We start from the raw sequence: 18,232 nt of genomic DNA, 5'->3' as shown, positions 1-18,232 counted from the left end.
AGCGCCTAGGACGGCGGGAAGGTGACCGTCGCGGACAGACCGCCGTCCGGGCGGGCGGCCAGCGCCAGCTCCGCTCCGTGCGCCCGGGCGATCGACGCGACGATCGACAGCCCGAGCCCGCTGCCGGCGGCGCGGTCGGGACGGCGCGTCCGGGCGTCGGCGCGCACGAACGGTTCGGCCAGGGTCGCGACGACCGCCGGATCGAGCGGCGCCCCGGTGTTCTCCACCACGAGCGTCGGACGACGGCGGTCGTCCAGCCGCGTGCCGACCCGGACCCGGCCGCCGGCGGGGAGGTTGTGGCGCACGGCGTTGCCGAGCAGGTTGCCCGCGAGCTGGCCGAGCAGCACCCGGTTGCCGTGGACCGCTGCCGCGTCGAGCGTCAGGACCAGCTCCGGGGCGCCGTCCCCGGCCGACGGCGCAGCACCTCCCGCCGGGTCGGGCCCGCCTCCTGCCGAGTCCGGCGCATCCAGCTCCGGCAACGCTTGGACCGCCTCGCGGATGACGTCGGCCAGGTCGACGGGCTCGGCCCGGAGGCTGTCGTGATCGAGCCGGGCGAGCTGCAGCAGGGACTCGACCATCGCGATCGAGCGCTCGTTGGTCTCGTACAGCCGGCTCAGCAGACGGTCCACGTCGCGGCCCACGGGATCCGCCTGCGCCACCTCCAGCAGCGCCTTGACCACGGTGTTGGGCGTGCGCAGCTCGTGCGAGGCGTTGGCGGTGAACCGCCGCTGCTCCTCGAAGGAGCGTTCCAGCCGGGTGAGCATCATGTCGAAGGTGTCGGCGAGCCGGCGCAGCTCGTCGTCCGGCCCTTCCAGGGCGATCCGGTGGTCGAGGGCGCCGTCCGCGGCGAGCGCCGCGGCCTCGCTGATCCGGTCGAGGGGGCGGAGCATCCGGCCCGCCAGGATCCAGCCGCCGACCAGGCCGACGAGCGCGAGGAAGCCGACTGCCGCCGCCGACAGCGGGACGGCGACATCGAGGAGGTCCGAGCGGCTGGGCGCGAAGCCCCCGCCGTCCTGGACCATGAGGTTCTCGTCGGGCACGTACCGCAGCACCAGCAGGAGCGCGGCGAACAGGGCCGTGCCCGCCAGCACGAGGAACCCCGCGTAGCTCAGCGTGAGCCGCAGGCGCACCGACAGCCCGGCGCGGCGCTGCCCGACGGCGGAGGCGGTCACGGTTCCCCGAACCGGTACCCGACGCCAGGCACCGTGTGGATCAGCCAGGGGTCGCCCAGGCGCTTGCGCAGCGTCGAGATGGTGATGCGCACGGCGTTCGTGAACGGGTCGGCGTTCTCGTCCCAGGCGCGGTCGAGCAGCTCCTCGGCGCTGACGACACCGCCGCCGGCGTCCATCAGCACCTGCACCACGGCGAACTGCTTGCGGGTGAGCGCGATGTACCGGCCGTCGCGGTAGACCTCGCGGCGGTAGGGGTCCAGCCGCACGGGACCGAGCTCGAGCACGGGCGGGGTGGTCGCCTCCGGCCGGCGGGCCAGGGCGCGCAGCCGCAGCACCAGCTCGCGCATCGCGAACGGCTTGGTCAGGTAGTCGTCGGCGCCGAGCTCGAAGCCGCTGACCTTGTCGGTGAGCTCGCCGGCCGCGGTCAGCATGATGATCCGGACCGCGGGGTGCTCCGCGACGACCCGGCGGGCCACCTCGTCCCCGTGCACCACGGGGACGTCCCGGTCGAGCACCACGGCGTCGTAGGGGTTGGCGGCCACCAGGTCGAGCGCGGCCGCGCCGTCGTTCGCGACGTCGGCGGCGATCGCCTCCAGCCGGAGCCCGTCCCGGATCGCCTCGGCGAGGTAGGGCTCGTCCTCCACCACCAAGACGCGCATGTCAGCACACGCTACCGGCGGGCACATATCCGGGGCGTATCCAAAAGCGAAGACGCCCCGGCAACGTCGGCCCCGGTGGGCTGGGCACATGACTCGATACGAACTGGCCCACCCGCCGGCGCACGTCGGCCGCCCGGCCCGGCACGTCCCCCGACCGCGGCGCACCCGCCGGCCGATGGCGTTCACCCTCGTGGTGGCCGCCGTGGTGCTCACCGCGGTGTTCGGCGTCTATCCCCTGCTCGACCGCGGCGACGCGCCCGTCGTGCAGGGCATCGACCAGGTGCTCGACCGGGGCCTGCCCGGTTCGGCGGGCGACGCCGGGTCGACCGGCGTGGCCGGCGGCGACATCCCGGACGGCGCGGCGACGCTCGACGACGACCTCCCGGCGATCACCAACCTCGACGCCGATCTCGCCGCCGCCGTCCGCGAGGCCGCCGCCGACGCCGCGGACGACGGCATCGACTTCTGGGTCACGAGCGGCTGGCGCAGCCCCGCATACCAGCAGCGGCTGCTCGACGACGCCGTCGCGGAGTACGGCAGCCTGGAGGCCGCGCGCGAGCGGGTCAGCACGCCCGAGCTGTCCGAGCACGTGAGCGGCAAGGCCATCGACATCGGCCCGACCGAGGGCGCCTACTGGCTCATCCAGCACGGCACCGAGTACGGGCTGTGCCAGGTCTACTCCAACGAGATCTGGCACTTCGAGCTGCTGACCGGGCCCGGCGGCGCGTGCCCCGCGCTGCTGGAGAACGCCGGCGGCTGAGGCCGCGCGCGCGGAGCCGCGCCCGCTCAGGTCTGCGAGGCCCGGGCCAGCCGCCCGCGCGCACCCGCGTCGGTGAGCGTCCCGACGTCGTCCACCCACTGCTCGACGCCGCCCCGGTGCGGCAGCGCCCGCACCTCCGGGTCGGCGACGGCGGCGCGCAGCACGCCCGCCACGTCGCGCAGGCCCGTGAACGGCCGGTCGTAGAAGTCCTGGCACACCGGGCCGTCCAGCGCGGGCAGGCCCACGGCACGCTGCCGCGCGTGCAGCGCCTCGCACGCGGCGCGCAGGGCGGCATCGCGCTCGTGCCAGGTCCCGGCCGCGAGCGCCCGGGCCAGCTCGCCGCCGACCGAGGACGCCACGGGCAGCCGCCCGAACAGCGTGCCCGCCCACTTGGGGTACGGCGGCCAGTGCCGCTCCAGGAGGAAGCCGAGCCGGACCAGGGCGGTGACCAGGCGTGCCGCGAGGAGCCGGGAGCCGAGGTCGTCGCCGCGCTGCCCGGTGCGCCCCACGAACGGCAGCTCCTGCTCGACGCGCGTCCACTCGGCGGCCAGCACGTGCAGCCAGACGTCGTGCGGGTACCACGCGAGCCGCTCGCGCAGCGCGGTGAGCTCCCCCGGCGCGTCCTCGAACACCGGTCCCGCCGTCACCTCCAGCACGGCCTGCCCCGTCAGCGACAGCCAGTCGGTGGCGCCGAGGTCGCCGCCGAGATCGCCGCCGAGGTCGAGCCCCGTGCGCGACCGGACGAGGTCGACGGGCGCGGCCACCTCGACCCGGTGCCGGACGACCGGGTCCCAGGTGACGGGGAAGGCCGTGGGCAGATCCTGGTACGACGCCGGGAGGGACACGGCGAGCACCTCGTCGACCTCGCGGACCCGCTCTGCCGGGACCAGGAGGGTCAGTCGAAGGCCCCAGTCGTGGTCGCGCGAGGTGTCGTCGTCCAGACCCAGCACGTCCGAGCCGGAGCCGAGCCGGGCGGCCGCACGCGGCACGTCCGGCAGCTTCCGGTCCAGGATCGGGCGGACGACGTCGGCCCAGTACGCACGGGCGAGCTCGGTTCCGGACATGCGGTCAACCTAGGAGCCGCGACGAGGCGGGTCCAGGTGAATCCCGCCCGCCCCTGTTCCCGCCCCCGTGGCGCCCGCCCCGTTCCCACCCCTCGTCGGATCCGCCCCTGTTCCCGCCCGTTGCGCCTGGGCGGCACCCCGGACCGGTCGCGGTGGAAAGCGTGGTCCGGGCTCCGGGGCACACACCACTGGTACGAGGGGTGTCGGCAGGGATGAACTGTGTTCGGCTCTGCCTCGCACAATCTGGCTCACCCGAACAGTCCACCCACGGCGAACCACCCCTTCGCAATTCCGGCTCAGGCAAACTATTCGGCCGACGTGAACCCGGTGCGGCACCATCCCAGAAGATAACGCTCAGCCGAACAATCACGTGAGCAGTTACCAGGTAAAGCTATATATCGGGAAATCCGGCACAACCGAATATTTCGGCAATGCAGAACACGTACGGTTGTGCCTCGGATAATTCGGCTGAGCGGGATAGTTCATCTCGGGTTGATCGAGTCAGCACAGGACGCTCGGAATTCAGCCCAGCCGACACCCACCGTCCGCGTTCGCATCACCACCCCACGGCCGCACGATCAGCACCGCACCACCGGTTACCGGGGCCACCGCAGCGGAGCAGGTTGTCAGGCCCACCGCAGCGAAGCGGCTTGTCAGGCCCACCGCAGCGAAGCGGCTTGTCAGGCCCACCGCAGCGAAGCGGCTTGTCAGGCCCACCGCAGCGGAGAGGTCGTCAGGGCCTGCCGCAGCGGAGCGGCTTGTCAGCACCGCCCCAGCGGAGCAAGTCGTCAGCACGCCGCACCGGAACAGGTTGTGACCACAGCGCACCGGAGCAGGCTGTCAGCATCACCGCACCGGAGCAGGGACGCGCCGGCCGCCGGAGGGCTCAGCGCACGCTTGCGGTCACGGCCCGCGCCGTGAGGCAGGTCCATCCGCCCACGTAGATGCGGTCGCCGTCGGCCAACCAGCGGCGCTCCCCCGGGCGCAGGGGTTCGGTGGGCAGCGCGTCGCCGCGCGCGGCGACGTAGGTCCCGTTGGCCGACCCCAGGTCGACGACGCTCCACCCACCCTCCGCCCAGGCGATCTCGCAGTGCCGGCGCGAGACGCCGGTGTCCTCGCACACGATGTCCGGCACCACGCCGCGGCTGCGCGAGGCGCGGCCGACCACGAGCCGCTCCCCCGTCAGCGGCACCACGGCGTCGGTCACGGAGCCCGCGGCGGCCCCGGCGGCCGCCGAGGCCGGGGACGTCCGCGACGACAGGGGCGACAGGGCGGCCGGGGACGCCGGGGGCAGCCCGTCCTCCGGAGCCTGCTCGGCCGACCATTCGTAGTCCGACCGGACCTCGACCGCCCAGGCGGTGGGCTCGGCCTCCCGCAGCGGCCGCACGGCGGGGAGGACCACCCGGGGCAGCGTGACGGAGTCGTCGGGCCGGGGCGTCGCACCGATCCGGACCGCCAGCAGCGGCACGTGCTCCTGGACGACGTTCGGGTGCGCGGCCATCATGCGCGCCAGGGCCAGCGCGCCGTCGAGCGGCAGGCCGGCGCTGGGCTGCACGCGCACGTCGTCCCGCTTCTCCAGGAGGTGCTGGACCACCATCGCCCGCAGCGTCGGCGCGTGCATCAGCAGCTTCCCCGTGGTGACCGCCACCGGCACGACGCCGGGGTGGCTCAGCACCGCGCACAGTCCGTCGGCCAAGGAGCGCGCCGCCTCGTCGAGGATCTCGCGGCATGCCAGGTCGCCGTAGTCCGCCGCCGTGATGACCTGGGGCGCGAACCCGGCGAACAGCGACACGTCATTGACGGCGGCCCACCGCTCCCGCCGCCCGAAGTGCTCCTCGGCGGCCCGGACCAGGCCCGGCGACGCCCCCATGCGGCGGCCGTCCATCGACCGGGCCGCCGCGTCCAGGCCGCGCCGCCCGATCCAGGCGCCGCCGCCGTTGTCGCCCACGTGCGGCCCCATCCCGTCGGCGAGGTGCCAGCGGCCGACGTCGTCGCACGCCACGGCCACCGCGCCCGTACCCACGGCCAGCGTGGCGCCCGACCCGGTGCCGATGGCACCCAGGTGCGCCGTGACCGCGTCGCTCGAGACGGCCGTCGAGGTGGTCCGCAGCTCCTCGGACAGGATGTCGTGCACCCGGTTGGGGTCCAGCGTCCCGGACTGCGTCATGGACCGGAACCCCCGCATCCCGACGGCGGCGGCCGACACCCGCGGGCGCCCGCCGAACCGGGCGGCGAAGCCGCGGCACAGCTCGCGCACCACCTCGGGCACGGTCGACCGCCCGCCGACCATCGTCGCCGGCGGGCCCGTGACCTCGTAGGACACGCCGCCCCGCCCGGAGCTGAACCGGAGGCGGGAACCCGTGCCGCCGATGTCCACGCCTACCACCCGAGCGTCCACTTCGAGGCCCTTTGCCCCGCCCTGCTCCACAGTCACAATCGGCACCGGCACATATTCACCCGGGATGCCGCATTCCGCATGTGTCGGCTGTCATACGACGCGGCGCCGACCCCGGTCACCGTGCGCGCCGGACACGCACCCCGAGCAGGAGGGCGGAGCCGAGCACCAGGAACACCACCGCGGCCGCCAGCAGGCCGGCCACGTCGGTGCCGGTCGTCGCGAGGTCGCCACCGTCGGGTCCGGGCGCGGCACCCGGTCCGGGCGGCGCGTCAGGTCCCGGACCCGGCGGAGGCGGCGTCGGCTCCGGCGAGGGTGTGGGCGTCGGTGTCGGAGTCGGCGTCGGCCCCGGCTCCGCGGTGTTGGTCACCGCGCACTCCACCGAAGCCCCGGGCTCGGCGACCAGCTGGAAGCCCGGTGCGTCCCCGTCGGCGTCCTCCGCCCCGGCGCAGGTCACCGGGCCTGCCGTCCACCCGTCGCCGGGCTCCGGCTCGGCGATCGTGTATCCGGCGCCCGCCACCAGCCCCGTCCACGACACCGTCGCGGACCCCGGACCGGTGCCCGAGACCGTCTGCGTCCCGGGCTCGACCGCGTCGTCCGGGGTGAGCACCAGGTCGAACGCCCACTCCAGCCCCGGGTCCGCGCCCTCGACGGTCTTGGTCACGGACACGTCGGCAGGCGCCGCCGTGTTGACCGCCTCGCAGGAGAGCACGAGCCCGGCCGTCACGGTGAACTGGAACCCGGCCGCCCCGGGGTCCTCGTCGTCCGCCCCCGAGCAGGTCAGCTCCGCGGACCAGCCCGTGCCGGGATCCGGTTCCGTCAGGCTGTAGGACGCGCCGAGCTCCAGGTCGGGCCAGCTCGCCACGGGCTCCTCGTCGGTCACCGTGACCGGGACCGCACCGCCAGGACCGGTCAGCACCAGGTCGAACGCCCAGGGCGCGTCCTCGGCCCAGCCGGCGACCGACTTCTCCGCGGTCAGGCTACCCGCCTCGGCGGTGTTGGTGAACGTGCACAGCACGGTCTCCCCCAGCCCGACGTCGACCGTGACGGCCGGGATCTCGACAGTGACCTCCCCGGCCGCCCCCGTACAGGTGAGGTCCGTCAGGGTCCACCCCGGCGGCGGGTCCTCGCCGACCCGGTACGGACCAGGCGTCACCGGTCCGCTGCTGAAGGGCTCACCCGCGTCGGTCAGTACGAACGGCTCCTGGGGTCCGCCGTCCGGTCCCCACGAGAAGTCGAACTCCTGCGGTGCGCCCGCGGGACTCGTCTGCTTGTCCACCAGGAGCATGCCCCAGGGCGCGTTGGTATAGGTGCAGGTCACCGTCTCGCCGGGGTCGAGCTGGACCGAGCCGACCAGCCCGTCGGCACCCGACGGCTCACCGTCGGGGTCGCCGTCCACGCACGTCAGGTCGGTCCCCTCGAACCCGTCCTGCGCCAGCTCCGTCACCGTGTAGGCGCCGGGGTCGACGTCCGGGAACGTCTGCACGCCCATGCCGTCCTGCGTGGTGATCGAGAACTCCGGCGGGTCCAGCCAGTCACCCGTGAACTGGAACTCCCCGTCGCCGTCGGTCACCGCCTTCGCCACCACGATCGTGCCCGTCCGGATGTTCTCGACCGTGCAGTCCCCCACGTCTCCCGGGTTCACCGAGAAGTCGCTCAGGTCGTCGATCACGAACGGCTCGCCGCCGTCCGCCGGGGTGATCGTGCACGTCAGCTCCCCCTCGATCCAACCGTCGGCGCCCGACTCGACGAGCGAGTACCGCACGCCGGGCACGACCTGTGGAAGGTCGACGGTCGTGGTGCCGTCCACGGTCGTGACGGGCACCACGATGGGATCGACCGCCTCGTCCAGGTCGGTCAGGACGAGCTCGAACTGCCCGTCGCCGCCCACCGAGGTCTTGGTCAGGGTCCCGCTCCCCTGCACCGCGGTGTTGACGAAGGTGCAGGAGACCGCCTCGCCGACGGGCGCGACGAACTGCAGGCCCGGGCTGTCCGGATCGACGTCCTCGATCCCGGTGCACGCGGTCTCGGCGGTCCATCCGGGTACGTCGCCCTCGGTGATCGAGTACGTCTGCCCCGGCAGCAGCCCCGACCACGTCACCGTCTGCCCGGACTGCCCCGTGCCCGCGACGGTCTGCGGCGAGGTCTCGCCCGCCGGGAGGGGGTCGATGCTCAGGTCGAACTCCCACGGCAGGTCACCGCCGATGCCGGCGGCCACCTTGGACACGCTGATCGACGACGTCTCCACCGTGTTCTGCGCCCCGCAGTCCAGCACCTGGCCGGGCGTCAGCACCACCTGGAACCCCGGCGCCGGGCCCAGGTCGGTCAACCCGGTGCAGGTGATGTCGCCCCGGGTCCAGCCGGCCGGTGTCGTCCCGCCCTCCCGCAGCGTGTACTCCACGCCGGGGACGAGACCGTCCCACTCGACGGTCGGTGCACCGGAGGTAGCCGACCGGGTCACGACGTCGCCACCGGGGTCCACCAGCTCGAAGTCGAACGACCAGGGCAGGTCCGGGCCCGCGCCCGCCACGGTCTTGGTGAGCGACGCCGTGGCGGGTTCGGCCGTGTTGGTGAAGAAGCAGACGATGACGCCGCCCGTGGGCAGGTCCACCTCGACGCCGCGCCCGTCCGCCGTCGGCGTCCAGAAGTCGTCGTTGCACTCCAGGCCGCTCAGCGCCCAGGCCGGCTCGTCGGTCGGTTCGGTGATCGTGTACACGCCGGCGTCGAGGTCCAGGAACGTGCGCAGGGCGACGTTGGGCGGCTCGGAGTTGCCGTTCAGCGCGAACGGCGTCGGGTCGCCCACCGGCGGGGTGAGGACGAAGCCGAACTCCTGGTCGAACTCGACCGGCTCCGTGCGCTTGATGACGGTGATCGACCCGGGCAGCGTGTTCGTGAAGAAGCACCGCACGGTCTCCCCGGGCAGCACCGTGAGGTCGATGGCGCGGGTGGCCGGGTCCCCGGAATGGTCGGCGCCGCCGTACGTGCAGGCGAGGTCGGCAAGGACGGTCGCGGGATCGCCGTCGTCGGTCAGCTCCTCGAGCGTGTAGGTGCCGGCCGGGACGTCGGTGATCACCTCCTCGTACAGCGTGCCGTCGCCCTGCTCGACGTCGATCGAGAAGGACTCGCCCCCGGGGATGTCGCTCGCGAAGTCGAACGTGCGCCCGTCCACGCCGTGCGCCTCCTTCGAGACGATCACCGTGCCGAGCTGCGTGTTGGTGAACGTGCACGTGATCTCCTCGCCCGCGACGGGGACGACGGTGGCGGCGCGCTCGTCCACGGTCGCCGCGGACGTGCACTCGATCTCCGGGGGCAGCCAGCCGTCGGCCGCCCCCTCCGAGATCGTGACGGGCGCACCCGTGGGGACCGGGAAGGACATGCTCTCGCCGTCGCCCAGCGTCACCGGGTCCTGCCCGGTGACGTCGAACCCGAAGGTGTCCGGCGCGCCGTCCGGCTCCGTCTGCTTGGTGACGGTCACGACGGCGGCCGCGTTGGTGATCACGCAGTCCGTGGTGTTCCCCGGGGTGACGGGGAACCGGTCCGACGGGTCGTCGAGCACGAACTGCTCCGGCGGGCCGCCGTCCACCGGGATCGCCGTGCACACGAGCGACTGGAGCGCCCACGGCGGCGGGATGTCGGGCTCGGTCATCGAGAAGGAGGAGCCGGCGAGCACGTCGGGATAGGTCTTGGTCTCGCCGCTCGACACGGTGTCGACCAGGGTCTCCACCGTGGGCGGTCCGGGCAGGACCGGCCCGGTGTCGCTGGCCACGGTGAACCCGAACTGGTCGCCGTCGGCCGCGATGTCGGGCACGGTCTCCTTGGTCACCGTGAGGGCTCCGCAGTTCGAGATGCTCAGCTGGTCCGGCGAGTGGTCGGCGAAGTCCTGGATGTTCGCGTTCGGGGAGTTGCCCGTGCGGGTGAACATCTCGGAGACCTGGAACGCGGAGCAGGCCTCGGGCGAGAACAGGCCGGCGGAGCTGAGGTCGATCGCGAACTCGCCGAACGTCTCCTGCGGCTGGTTCGTCAGGGGCGGGCCCTCACCGCGCACCCCGACCGACCAGTCGAAGTCGGCGGTGCCCGGCTGCCGGGTCCAGGTTCCTGCCCCGAGGGGGTTCGCGCAGTCGTCGCCCGCCGCCGGGGTCCAGCGTTCGACGAAGGCGGTCGTGCCCGACGCCGCGTAGTCGAACTCCAGGAGCACGTCGTCACACCGTCCAGGTTCCGGGCCCTCCAGGTTCTGGTAGATGCTGACCTCGCCGTTCCCCACGTACCGGGTCCAGTACCCGTAGAGGATCGCGTGGCGGCTGCCCGCTGCGTCCGTGACGATCTCGACCCCGTAGCCGGTGGAGCAGAGGTCGCCCTTGGCATTGGGGTTCGAGGGCCCGGGCACCCACGGGTTGGTGCCGGGGTTCTGGCTCGGCGGCGCTCCGGTCGCGTCCGGGTTGGCGTTGCAGGAGGCCGCCACTGTGCCGTTGTCCCAGGCGAAGCTGCCCTGCACGACGCCGGTGGAGCTGTTGCCCTGCTCCGTGACGTACGGGCCCGTGGGCGTGAACGTGAAGCCGCCGCCCGGCTGCACGTCCGTGATGAAGTCACCCCAGTTGAAGGTCTCCGGCGGAGCGGCGGGGTCCGTGGTCCCGTCGAGCGACATCCCGGTCTGCAGACCGGAGGGCTCCAACGTCGCGGCGGCCGCCACGGGCGCCAGCACCACGGGGACGACGACGGCGCCACCCCCGAGCGTGACCGCGGCCAGCGTCGCCACCAGCCGGCGCGCGCCGCTCACCTGACGACCGTCTCGGAGCTCACATTCGCCACGGGGCCTCCTCTGTCGCGCACGCCGGACCGGCGCGCGGCACCTCGACGCTACGAACCAGGTCGCCGGTCTGCCACCGGGGGGCGGGTGAATTTCGCGAGCAGGAATCCCGTCGCGGGGCCGTTCGGGCAGCCCGACAGCGGCCCCGGGACGGTCTCGATCACCCGCCGAGACGGCGGCGTCACCCGAACAGGGTGACCCGGCGGGGCCCCGGCCGCCCGAGGCTGGGACCGTGCGCACCCACCACCGTCGGCCGACCGATCCCGGGGGCCCGTGATGTCCGCCCTCATCGTCACCCTGGTCGGGCTCGTCCTGCTGCTCGCGGGGTCGCTGTCGGTGCGCCTCGCCGTCCTCGCCGCCGGGTTCGGTGTGTCGTGGATGCTCGCCGAGGCGATGGGCGCCGACACGGCCACCGCCCTGCTCGTGAGCGTCGCCGGCGCCGTGCTGGCGTTCCTGCTCACGCTCGTGGCGGCCCGGCTGCTGTTCTTCGTCTGCGGCCTGTGCGTCGGGGCGCTGGTCGGGGCCAGGCTCTTCGTGCTGGTCCAGGGCGGTACCGCCGACGTGCTGCTCGCCCTCATCGTGGTCCCGGCCGTGGCCCTGCTGTGCGCGTTCCTGGCCCGGCGGCTGCAGCGCCGGTTCCTGGTGTGGGGCACGGCGGTGGCCGGGGCGGCCCTGGTGCTGTCCGGCGTGGGCCGCCTCTGGACCGACGCGGGCGAGCTGTGGAAGCCGGAGAGCGGCGGCGCCGTCGTCCTGATGCTGGTGCTCTGGGTCGTGCTCGCCGTGATCGGCAGCCAGGTCCAGAAGCGCACCACGGCGCGCCCGGCCGACCGGTAGGAGGTTCACCGGGAACGGGTGATGCCCGGCCCCGGCGCGAGCGGTGGAGTGGCAGTGTCAGGCCACCCGCGCGAGCCCAAGGAGCCCTCGATGTCCCAGTCCACGCTCACCGCCTGGAAGTTCAAGACCGCCGACGGCGCGGACGAGGCGGCGAAGTCGATCCAGCGGCTCGCCAAGGAGCGGCTCGTCACGATCCACGACGCCGCGACCGTGCGGTGGGACACGGGGGCCAAGAAGCCCAGGACCCACCAGCTCTCGTCGCTGGCCGGGGCGGGGGCCCTCGGCGGCGCCTTCTGGGGGATGCTCTTCGGCCTCCTCTTCTTCGTCCCCCTGCTCGGCGCGGCCATCGGCGCCGCCACCGGTGCCCTGAGCGGTGCCCTCACGGACGTGGGGATCGACGACGGTTTCATCAACCGGGTCCGGGACAAGATCACGCCGGGAACCTCCGCGCTGTTCGTCCTGTCCTCGGACGCCGTCGTCGAGAAGATCCAGGACGCCTTCGCCGGGCAGGAGGCGCCCGAGCTCATCTTCACCAACCTCGACGCCGAGCAGGAGGCCGCGCTCCGCGAGGTCTTCGGCGACGAACGATCTACCGACGAGGAGAAATCATGACCAGCGCAGCATCCGGCTCCGAGCCGATCCCGGGGACCTACCCGAGCGGCCGCGTGAGCTCCACCGACTACGGGCAGACGAGCACCGTCGCCCTGACCACCTCGGCGTTCGCCGGGGTCATGCTCATCATGGTCTCCGTGTTCCAGATCCTGCAGGGGATCGCCGCGACCGCGGCGGGCACGGTGTACGTCACGGGCGCCGAGTACGTGTTCCAGCTCGACGTCTCGACCTGGGGCTGGATCCACATCGTCGTCGGGGCGATCGCGCTCGCCACCGGTATCGGCGTGCTCGCCGGGCAGGCCTGGGCGTACGTGGCCGGTATCGTCCTGGCCGCTCTGTCGGCCCTCGCGAACTTTGCCTTCATCCCCTATTACCCCGTCTGGAGCCTGGTGATCATCGCCTTCGACGTGTTCGTGATCTGGGCATTGTCCACCCTTGTCGCACGGGGCGACTGAGCGCCTGCGCACGGGGTGAATCCACCCCGTGCGCAGGCATCGTCGAAGAAGGGCGCGCATGATTGCAGGTAAGCGTGTGACCGATTCCTGACCGGGCATTCCGGAGGTGCGGGAAATACGTGAATTCCTGGCCGGTGGGGTTCCCCCGTCACCGGCCGGCGGCCAGGGGGCGGCCGCCACTTCACCGTCGAGTGAGGAATCCGCGGAATGCGCGCCAACCCGAGCCCTCCCGCCGTCCGCCACGGCGGAGCCCGCGCACCCCGTGCGCCCCGCGCGTCACGGGCCGGGTACCCGGCCGGCGCACCGGACCGGGCGGGCACGTCCCGCCGGCCGGCCGACGACGACCTCCTGCCCCGCCTGCCGCGCGTCTACGTGCCGCGGCTGCGCCTGTGGCAGCGGCTCGACGCCGCGACCGAGAGCGCCGTGACGCTGCTGGTCGCCCCGGCGGGCGCCGGCAAGACCCTGGGTGTGACCGGGTGGCTGCGGAACGCTCCCCCCGCGCACGCCGAGCGCGCCGTCTGGGCCCGCGCCGACGGCTCCTGGACCGCCGGGCGGGTCGACGCCGCCCTGGACGGGGCGGGCGCACCCGGCGAGCGCGAGCCCGGCGAGCCGCCACCCCTGGTCGTGATCGACGACGCCCACCTGCTGCCGCCGTCGGCCCTGCGCCGCGTCGACGAGCGGCTCAACAACGCGCCGGACGGCATGCGGCTCCTGCTGCTCAGCCGCTGGGTGCTGCCGCTGACCCGCCTCGTCCCGGAGCTGCTCGGCAACTTCACGCTCCTGCGGGGCGACCTGCTGCGGCTGAGCGACGCCGAGGCCGCGGAGCTCGTCGCGGCGCACGCCCGCACCGAGGACCGGCAGGTGCTCGACGCCGTGGCCCGGCACGCCGACGGCTGGTGCGCCGCAGCCGTGCTGGCCGCCCGCGAGCTGAGCGCCGCGCCCGACCCGGCGGCCGTGGCCCGCCACCTGGCGCACGACGTCACGCCGATGGCCACGCGCGTGGCGGGCGAGGTGTTCAGCACCCTGACCCCCCGTCAGCGGCACCTCCTGCTGTGCATCGCCGGCGACGGCGTCGTCACGGTGGCCGCGGCGGCCCACCTGTCCCACGACCAGCACGCGGGCGAGATCCTCGCCGAGCTGGAGGACACCGGCCTGCTGGTGATGCGCGCGGACCACGGGTGCGACCCGGGGCCGGCGGAGGACACGCCCGCCGAGGGCGGCTTCCGGGTCCACCAGCTCCTGGCGGACGTGGTCCAGCGACAGCTCGCCGTGGGCGGCGTCGACGCCGCGCGTGCCCGCGCCACCGTGATCCGCGCCGTCAGGCTGGACATGGCGCGCGGCAACCTCACCCGGGCGTTCGCCCGGCTCGTCCGGGTCGGGGCGCCCACCGAGGCCGCCGACGTGCTGGCCCGGGACGGCGTGCGCATGGTGCTGAACCAGTGCGAGCACGACGAGGTGGGCGAGTTCGTCCGGGCCCAGCCCGAGATCGTGGACCGCCGGCCCGACATCTGGTTCGCCATCGCCCTCGACTGCTGGATCCGGGACGACCTGGAGGGGGTGCGGCACTGGAGCGACCGGCTGCTGGCCGCCCAGCGGCGGTGGTCGCCGTCCTGGCCGGCGGGCGGGCCCGAGGGCCTGGACGCGTCGATCGCCTGCGTGCGGCTGTGGCGCGCAGCCCTCGGGCTCGAGCCGGCCTACGCCGCCGTCGGCCACGCGAAGCGCGTGGTGGTGGCCTCCCAGAGCCGGCCGGCCGTGCGCGAGGCCAACGCCGACGTCCTGCCCGTGCTGGCGGCCGAGCTGGGGGCGACGCAGAACTGGCTCGGCGAGCTGACCGAGGCCGAGACCAGCCTCACCCTCGCCGTCAGCCTGTCGCGCAGCCAGGGCCTCGCGCCGCTCGGGGTCCTGGCACTGAGCCACCTCGCCTTCACCCAGTACATGCGCGGCCGCGAGAACGCGTGCGTGGAGCTGGCCGGCGAGGTCCTCGTCGCCGCCGACGCCCCGGGGGCGCGCACGCTCCCGTTCGTCACCGCGCGCGCCCGGCTGGCCCGGCTGCTCGCGCGCCTGCTCGACGTGCCCTCGCCCACCGGCCCGGTCGAGGCGCAGGTCACGGCCGCCGACTGGCACGGCGCGGACCTGTGCACCCGCTTCTGGTTCCGCGTCTGGGAGGCCCGCCAGGCCGTCCTGGCCGGCGGCGTGGTCGAGGCCCAGCGGATCCTCACCACCCCGCGGGAGAGCCAGCGCCTGACCGACGACCAGCTCCCGGAGCACCTACGGGTCGCGCTGCTCATGGAGCAGGCGTTCGTGGCGGTGCTCGCGAGCGACCGCGAGACGCTCAAGTCGCTGCACGGCACCCTTGACGCGCTCGGTGCCGTGGGCGAGGCGGCGCTCGTGCAGGGCCTGCGCGCCGACCGCGAGGGGGACCGCCGCGGCGCGGCGGTCGCGTTCGAGGCCGCCGCCGCGGACGCCGCCTACTCGCAGCCGCCCACCCGGGCGCTCGCTCTGGCGTGCGAGGCCCAGCTCCTGGACGCGCTGGGCGACCCGTCGGGCTCGCAGGACCGGCTGGCGGAGGCGATCACCGTCACCGAGGCCCGCCGGAACGCAGCGCCGTTCCTGGGCTGGACGCGCCAGGGCACGCCCGTCGCGACGCTGCTGCGCCGGCTGGTTGAGCGGCTGGCGGGGTCCTGGGTGCAGGAGCTCGCCGCCACCGCGGCCGAACGGCCCGACGTGACGGTGCTGTACGCCTCGATGACCGCGACGCCCCGCGAGCTCGGCGAGGTGAGCCTGGCCCTCGTCCCGCCGGCCCTGAGCCCGCGCGAGCGGGAGGTGCTCAACGAGCTGGCCCGCGGCGCGACGTACGCGGACATCGCCGCCGCGCTGTTCGTCTCGGAGAACACCGTCAAGACGCACGTGTCGAGCCTGTACACCAAGCTCGCGGCGTCCCGCCGCAGCGAGGCGCTCAAGATCGCGCGGAGCTTCCACCTGCTGTGACGACGCCGGCCGGCGCGGCTCAGCAGTCGAGGTCCGCCACCACGTCGTCCTTGGCGTCCTTGACGCCCTGCCACTCGTCGCGGAGCGTGTCGATCGCGCCCGAGACCGTCGCCTCGCCCGCGACGTCGTCGACGGCCTTCTGGAGGCCGTCCCACGCCTGGTCGAGCTCCTCGGAGCGGTCCGCGACGACGTCGGACGCCGCCGAGTCGAACTCCTGCCACGCCTGGCTCAGGTCGTCCCGCGCGGCCCGGACCTCGTCGACCGTGGCGTCGGGCGTCAGCGTGGAGCGGAAGTCGTCCAGGGCGGCCGTGAGGTCGTCGGCCGCGCCGCACGCCTGCTCCGTGTTCTGCTCCGGGGTGTCGCTGGAGCACGCACCCGTCGCCAGGAGCATCAGCCCGACCAGGACCCCTGCTGTCCGTCTCATCTCCGTACCTCCCTGCTTGCGCTGAACCTGATTGCGCTGAACCTGATTGCGCGAACCCTGCTCGCCGGATGCCCGGCTCACGGGAACACGACCGCCCAGTCGTCCTTCATGCTGACGGTCGTCCAGCCGAGGCGGTCGGCCGTCGCCGTGATGGGCTCCGTCGTCTCGAAGCTCTGGGCCTGGCTGGCGTAGGCGAACTCCCGCTCGGGGTCGTCGTGGTCCACCAGCAGGGACAGGTGCGGCCCGTCGGCGGCCGCCGCCCACTCCAGGAGCTCGTGGTCGCCGGCGGAGTTCCCGGCCGCGAGCACCGGCGCGCGGCCGAGCTGAGCCTGGATGTTCGTCACCTTGGCGGCGCCCTCGTTGACGTCGCCCAGCACGCGGGCGGTGCGCCGCAGCTCGGGCCGGCCGTTCGCGTCCTGCCCGAGCTCGTACGCGATCATCGTCCCGACCACCCGCTCGGGCGGCACGCCGTACAGCTCCTGGCTGACCGAGCGGACGAACTCGGTACCGCCACCCGTCACGACGCCGACGGTGAAGTCGAGCGCCCGCAGGGCGTCGAGGAGCTCCAGCATCGGCCCGTACCGCACCGCGCTCAGGGGCCGGCCCAGGGTCGGGTGGGCGCCGGCGCGCAGGAACTCGCGCACCTCGCGGGTGAACGCGCGCGGGTCGAGCCCCTGGAAGAGGCCCGCCAGGGCGAGCGCCACGCGGGCCAGCCCGATCTCGCCGACGGCGGCGCTGTCGCCCGCGAGCACGGCGCGGAACTCTGCCTCCCCCGCGAGCGACGGGTCCTCCTCGACCCGTCGCCGCAGCGCGTCGACGTAGAACTCGTACTGCACGTAGGTGGGCCGCTCGCACCACAGCGTGCCGTCGTTGTCGAAGTAGGCGACGCGGTCCTCGGGCGGGATCGTGGCGGCGTCGTCGAGGAACCCGAGCAGGGCGTCACGCGTGCGCCCGGGGCGCCAGGACGGGAGCCGGCTCGCTTCGTTCATGACATGCCTCCGGGCAGTGCGGTCCCGGGTGGCACGGTCCGGGAGAGCTCGTCGGCGACGCCGTCGGCACGAGGAAGCGCGCGGACGCAGCGGAAGCCGATGTGGCTCATCCCGGTGTCGACCGCCTGCGGCCGGCGGGCGGCGGGCCGGTAGCGCCGGCAGTAGGTGTCGGCGCAGAGGAAGGACCCGCCCTTGACCACCCTGCGCGGCACGGCGAACTGCGGCTGACGGGCGTCGCGGCTGGTGTCGGCGTCGCCGCCCCGGGGATTCACGGGCGCGCAGCAGTCGTGGGCGGCCGCGGCGGGGTGGCGGTCGGTCCACCAGTCCGCCGTCCACTCCCAGACGTTCCCCGCCATGTCGAACAGGTCGTACCCGTTCGGCGGGAACGAGCCCACCGGGGCCGTGCGTGTCCAGCCGGAGCCGCCGGTGGACCGCCACGGGAAGTCGGGGCCGTCCCACGTGTTCGCCAGGACCTGCCCGCCGGGCCGGGCCTCGTCGCCCCAGGTGAAGCCGGCGCCGTCGAGCCCGCCGCGGGCGGCGTACTCCCACTGGGCCTCCGTGGGCAGGCTCGCCCCGGCCCAGGCCGCGTAGGCGGCGGCGTCCTCGTGCGCCACCTGCACCACGGGGTGGTCGCCGCGGTCGTCGACGCCGGAGCCGGGTCCCTCCGGGCGTCGCCACGACGCCCCGGGGACCCAGGCCCACCACTGGCTGAGGTGGCGCAGGTCCACCGGGCCGGGCGTCGGGGTGAACACCATGGACCCGGGCGCGAGGTTCTCGGGCGGGGCACCCGGGTAGAGGGCGGGGTCCAGCGGCCGCTCGGCCACCGTCACGTACCCCGTGGCCGCGACGAAGGCGTCGAACCGCTCGTTCGTCACGGTGTACCGGTCGATCCGGAACCCGTCGACGCGCACGGGATGGGCCGGCGCCTCCTCGGGGTAGTGGTCGTCGGAGCCCATCCGGAACAGCCCGCCGTCGAGCCGGACGGTGGCCGGCCCCACGGCGGTCAGACCCACGGCCTCCCGCCCCCCGGCGGGGGCGGCGCCCGCGGCGCGGGGGTGGTCGGGGTAAGCCGTCAT

General features: G+C 74.1%; 13 protein-coding genes. 5 read left to right on the top strand and 8 right to left on the bottom strand.

The genetic code is table 11. From position 1 onward, the window contains the following. Positions 1-5: 5 nt before the first annotated feature. Positions 6-1,172 carry a sensor histidine kinase gene (locus tag ACFWEJ_RS06425; RefSeq protein WP_377228363.1) on the bottom strand — a complete coding sequence of 389 codons (1,167 nt, stop codon included), beginning with the start codon at positions 1,170-1,172 and terminating at the stop codon, positions 6-8. After that, positions 1,169-1,831 carry a response regulator transcription factor gene (locus ACFWEJ_RS06420; protein WP_377228362.1) on the bottom strand — a complete coding sequence of 221 codons (663 nt, stop codon included), beginning with the start codon at positions 1,829-1,831 and terminating at the stop codon, positions 1,169-1,171. Before ACFWEJ_RS06420 ends, ACFWEJ_RS06425 begins: the two co-directional genes overlap by 4 nt. Positions 1,832-1,919: 88 nt before the next feature. Here ACFWEJ_RS06420 and ACFWEJ_RS06415 point away from each other — a divergent pair, with 88 nt between their 5' ends. Beyond that, positions 1,920-2,591, top strand: coding sequence for a M15 family metallopeptidase (locus tag ACFWEJ_RS06415; RefSeq protein WP_377228361.1), 672 nt, complete (start codon positions 1,920-1,922; stop codon positions 2,589-2,591). Between the two features lie 26 nt (positions 2,592-2,617). Here ACFWEJ_RS06415 and ACFWEJ_RS06410 read toward each other — a convergent pair whose 3' ends face one another. The 3 genes from ACFWEJ_RS06410 to ACFWEJ_RS06400 form a co-directional block, all read right to left on the bottom strand. After that, positions 2,618-3,655: a DUF4037 domain-containing protein gene (locus ACFWEJ_RS06410; protein ID WP_377228360.1), complete on the bottom strand. Its 1,038-nt coding sequence runs from the start codon at positions 3,653-3,655 to the stop codon at positions 2,618-2,620. 886 nt (positions 3,656-4,541) lie between these two features. Further along, positions 4,542-6,041 carry a BadF/BadG/BcrA/BcrD ATPase family protein gene (locus ACFWEJ_RS06405; RefSeq protein WP_377228359.1) on the bottom strand — a complete coding sequence of 500 codons (1,500 nt, stop codon included), beginning with the start codon at positions 6,039-6,041 and terminating at the stop codon, positions 4,542-4,544. Between the two features lie 127 nt (positions 6,042-6,168). Then, positions 6,169-10,824: a hypothetical protein gene (locus ACFWEJ_RS06400; RefSeq protein WP_377228358.1), complete on the bottom strand. Its 4,656-nt coding sequence runs from the start codon at positions 10,822-10,824 to the stop codon at positions 6,169-6,171. Between the two features lie 306 nt (positions 10,825-11,130). Between ACFWEJ_RS06400 and ACFWEJ_RS06395 the strand changes: the two genes are divergently transcribed. From ACFWEJ_RS06395 to ACFWEJ_RS06380, 4 genes are all read left to right on the top strand, one after another. Continuing rightward, positions 11,131-11,688 carry a DUF4203 domain-containing protein gene (locus tag ACFWEJ_RS06395; protein ID WP_377228357.1) on the top strand — a complete coding sequence of 186 codons (558 nt, stop codon included), beginning with the start codon at positions 11,131-11,133 and terminating at the stop codon, positions 11,686-11,688. 90 nt (positions 11,689-11,778) lie between these two features. Continuing rightward, positions 11,779-12,300, top strand: a complete 522-nt coding sequence (locus ACFWEJ_RS06390; protein WP_377228356.1) for a DUF1269 domain-containing protein — start codon at positions 11,779-11,781, stop codon at positions 12,298-12,300. Continuing rightward, positions 12,297-12,755, top strand: coding sequence for a hypothetical protein (locus tag ACFWEJ_RS06385; RefSeq protein WP_377228355.1), 459 nt, complete (start codon positions 12,297-12,299; stop codon positions 12,753-12,755). Before ACFWEJ_RS06390 ends, ACFWEJ_RS06385 begins: the two co-directional genes overlap by 4 nt. Before the next feature lie 207 nt (positions 12,756-12,962). Then, on the top strand, positions 12,963-15,743 hold the full coding sequence (locus ACFWEJ_RS06380; RefSeq protein WP_377228354.1) for a LuxR C-terminal-related transcriptional regulator: 2,781 nt from the start codon (positions 12,963-12,965) through the stop codon (positions 15,741-15,743). Positions 15,744-15,762: 19 nt separating this feature from the next. Here the strand turns inward: ACFWEJ_RS06380 and ACFWEJ_RS06375 are convergent, their stop codons facing one another. The 3 genes from ACFWEJ_RS06375 to ACFWEJ_RS06365 all read right to left on the bottom strand — a co-directional run bounded on the left by ACFWEJ_RS06375 (position 15,763) and on the right by ACFWEJ_RS06365 (position 18,112). Then, positions 15,763-16,167, bottom strand: coding sequence for a hypothetical protein (locus ACFWEJ_RS06375; RefSeq protein ID WP_377228353.1), 405 nt, complete (start codon positions 16,165-16,167; stop codon positions 15,763-15,765). Between the two features lie 77 nt (positions 16,168-16,244). Further along, positions 16,245-17,156: a haloacid dehalogenase-like hydrolase gene (locus ACFWEJ_RS06370; RefSeq protein ID WP_377228352.1), complete on the bottom strand. Its 912-nt coding sequence runs from the start codon at positions 17,154-17,156 to the stop codon at positions 16,245-16,247. Then, the gene (locus ACFWEJ_RS06365) at positions 17,153-18,112 is read right to left on the bottom strand and encodes a formylglycine-generating enzyme family protein (RefSeq protein ID WP_377228379.1); all 960 of its coding nucleotides are present in this window, start codon (positions 18,110-18,112) and stop codon (positions 17,153-17,155) included. The genes ACFWEJ_RS06370 and ACFWEJ_RS06365 overlap by 4 nt, the downstream gene beginning before the upstream one ends. Positions 18,113-18,232 lie beyond the last annotated feature (120 nt).

The sequence above is a fragment of the Promicromonospora sp. NPDC060204 genome (assembly GCF_042728455.1).
Classification (GTDB): domain Bacteria; phylum Actinomycetota; class Actinomycetes; order Actinomycetales; family Cellulomonadaceae; genus Promicromonospora.
Note: the sequence above shows the minus strand (reverse complement) of the source record. Positions and strands in the feature narration are given on the sequence as shown.

Coding starts and splice junctions, on each gene's coding strand:
- ACFWEJ_RS06420 (WP_377228362.1), bottom strand. CDS start 1,831: ATGCGCGTCTTGGTGGTGGAGGACGAGCCCTACCTCGCCGAGGCGATC.
- ACFWEJ_RS06415 (WP_377228361.1), top strand. CDS start 1,920: ATGACTCGATACGAACTGGCCCACCCGCCGGCGCACGTCGGCCGCCCG.
- ACFWEJ_RS06410 (WP_377228360.1), bottom strand. CDS start 3,655: ATGTCCGGAACCGAGCTCGCCCGTGCGTACTGGGCCGACGTCGTCCGC.
- ACFWEJ_RS06395 (WP_377228357.1), top strand. CDS start 11,131: ATGTCCGCCCTCATCGTCACCCTGGTCGGGCTCGTCCTGCTGCTCGCG.
- ACFWEJ_RS06390 (WP_377228356.1), top strand. CDS start 11,779: ATGTCCCAGTCCACGCTCACCGCCTGGAAGTTCAAGACCGCCGACGGC.
- ACFWEJ_RS06385 (WP_377228355.1), top strand. CDS start 12,297: ATGACCAGCGCAGCATCCGGCTCCGAGCCGATCCCGGGGACCTACCCG.
- ACFWEJ_RS06380 (WP_377228354.1), top strand. CDS start 12,963: ATGCGCGCCAACCCGAGCCCTCCCGCCGTCCGCCACGGCGGAGCCCGC.
- ACFWEJ_RS06375 (WP_377228353.1), bottom strand. CDS start 16,167: ATGAGACGGACAGCAGGGGTCCTGGTCGGGCTGATGCTCCTGGCGACG.
- ACFWEJ_RS06370 (WP_377228352.1), bottom strand. CDS start 17,156: ATGAACGAAGCGAGCCGGCTCCCGTCCTGGCGCCCCGGGCGCACGCGT.
- ACFWEJ_RS06365 (WP_377228379.1), bottom strand. CDS start 18,112: ATGGGCTCCGACGACCACTACCCCGAGGAGGCGCCGGCCCATCCCGTG.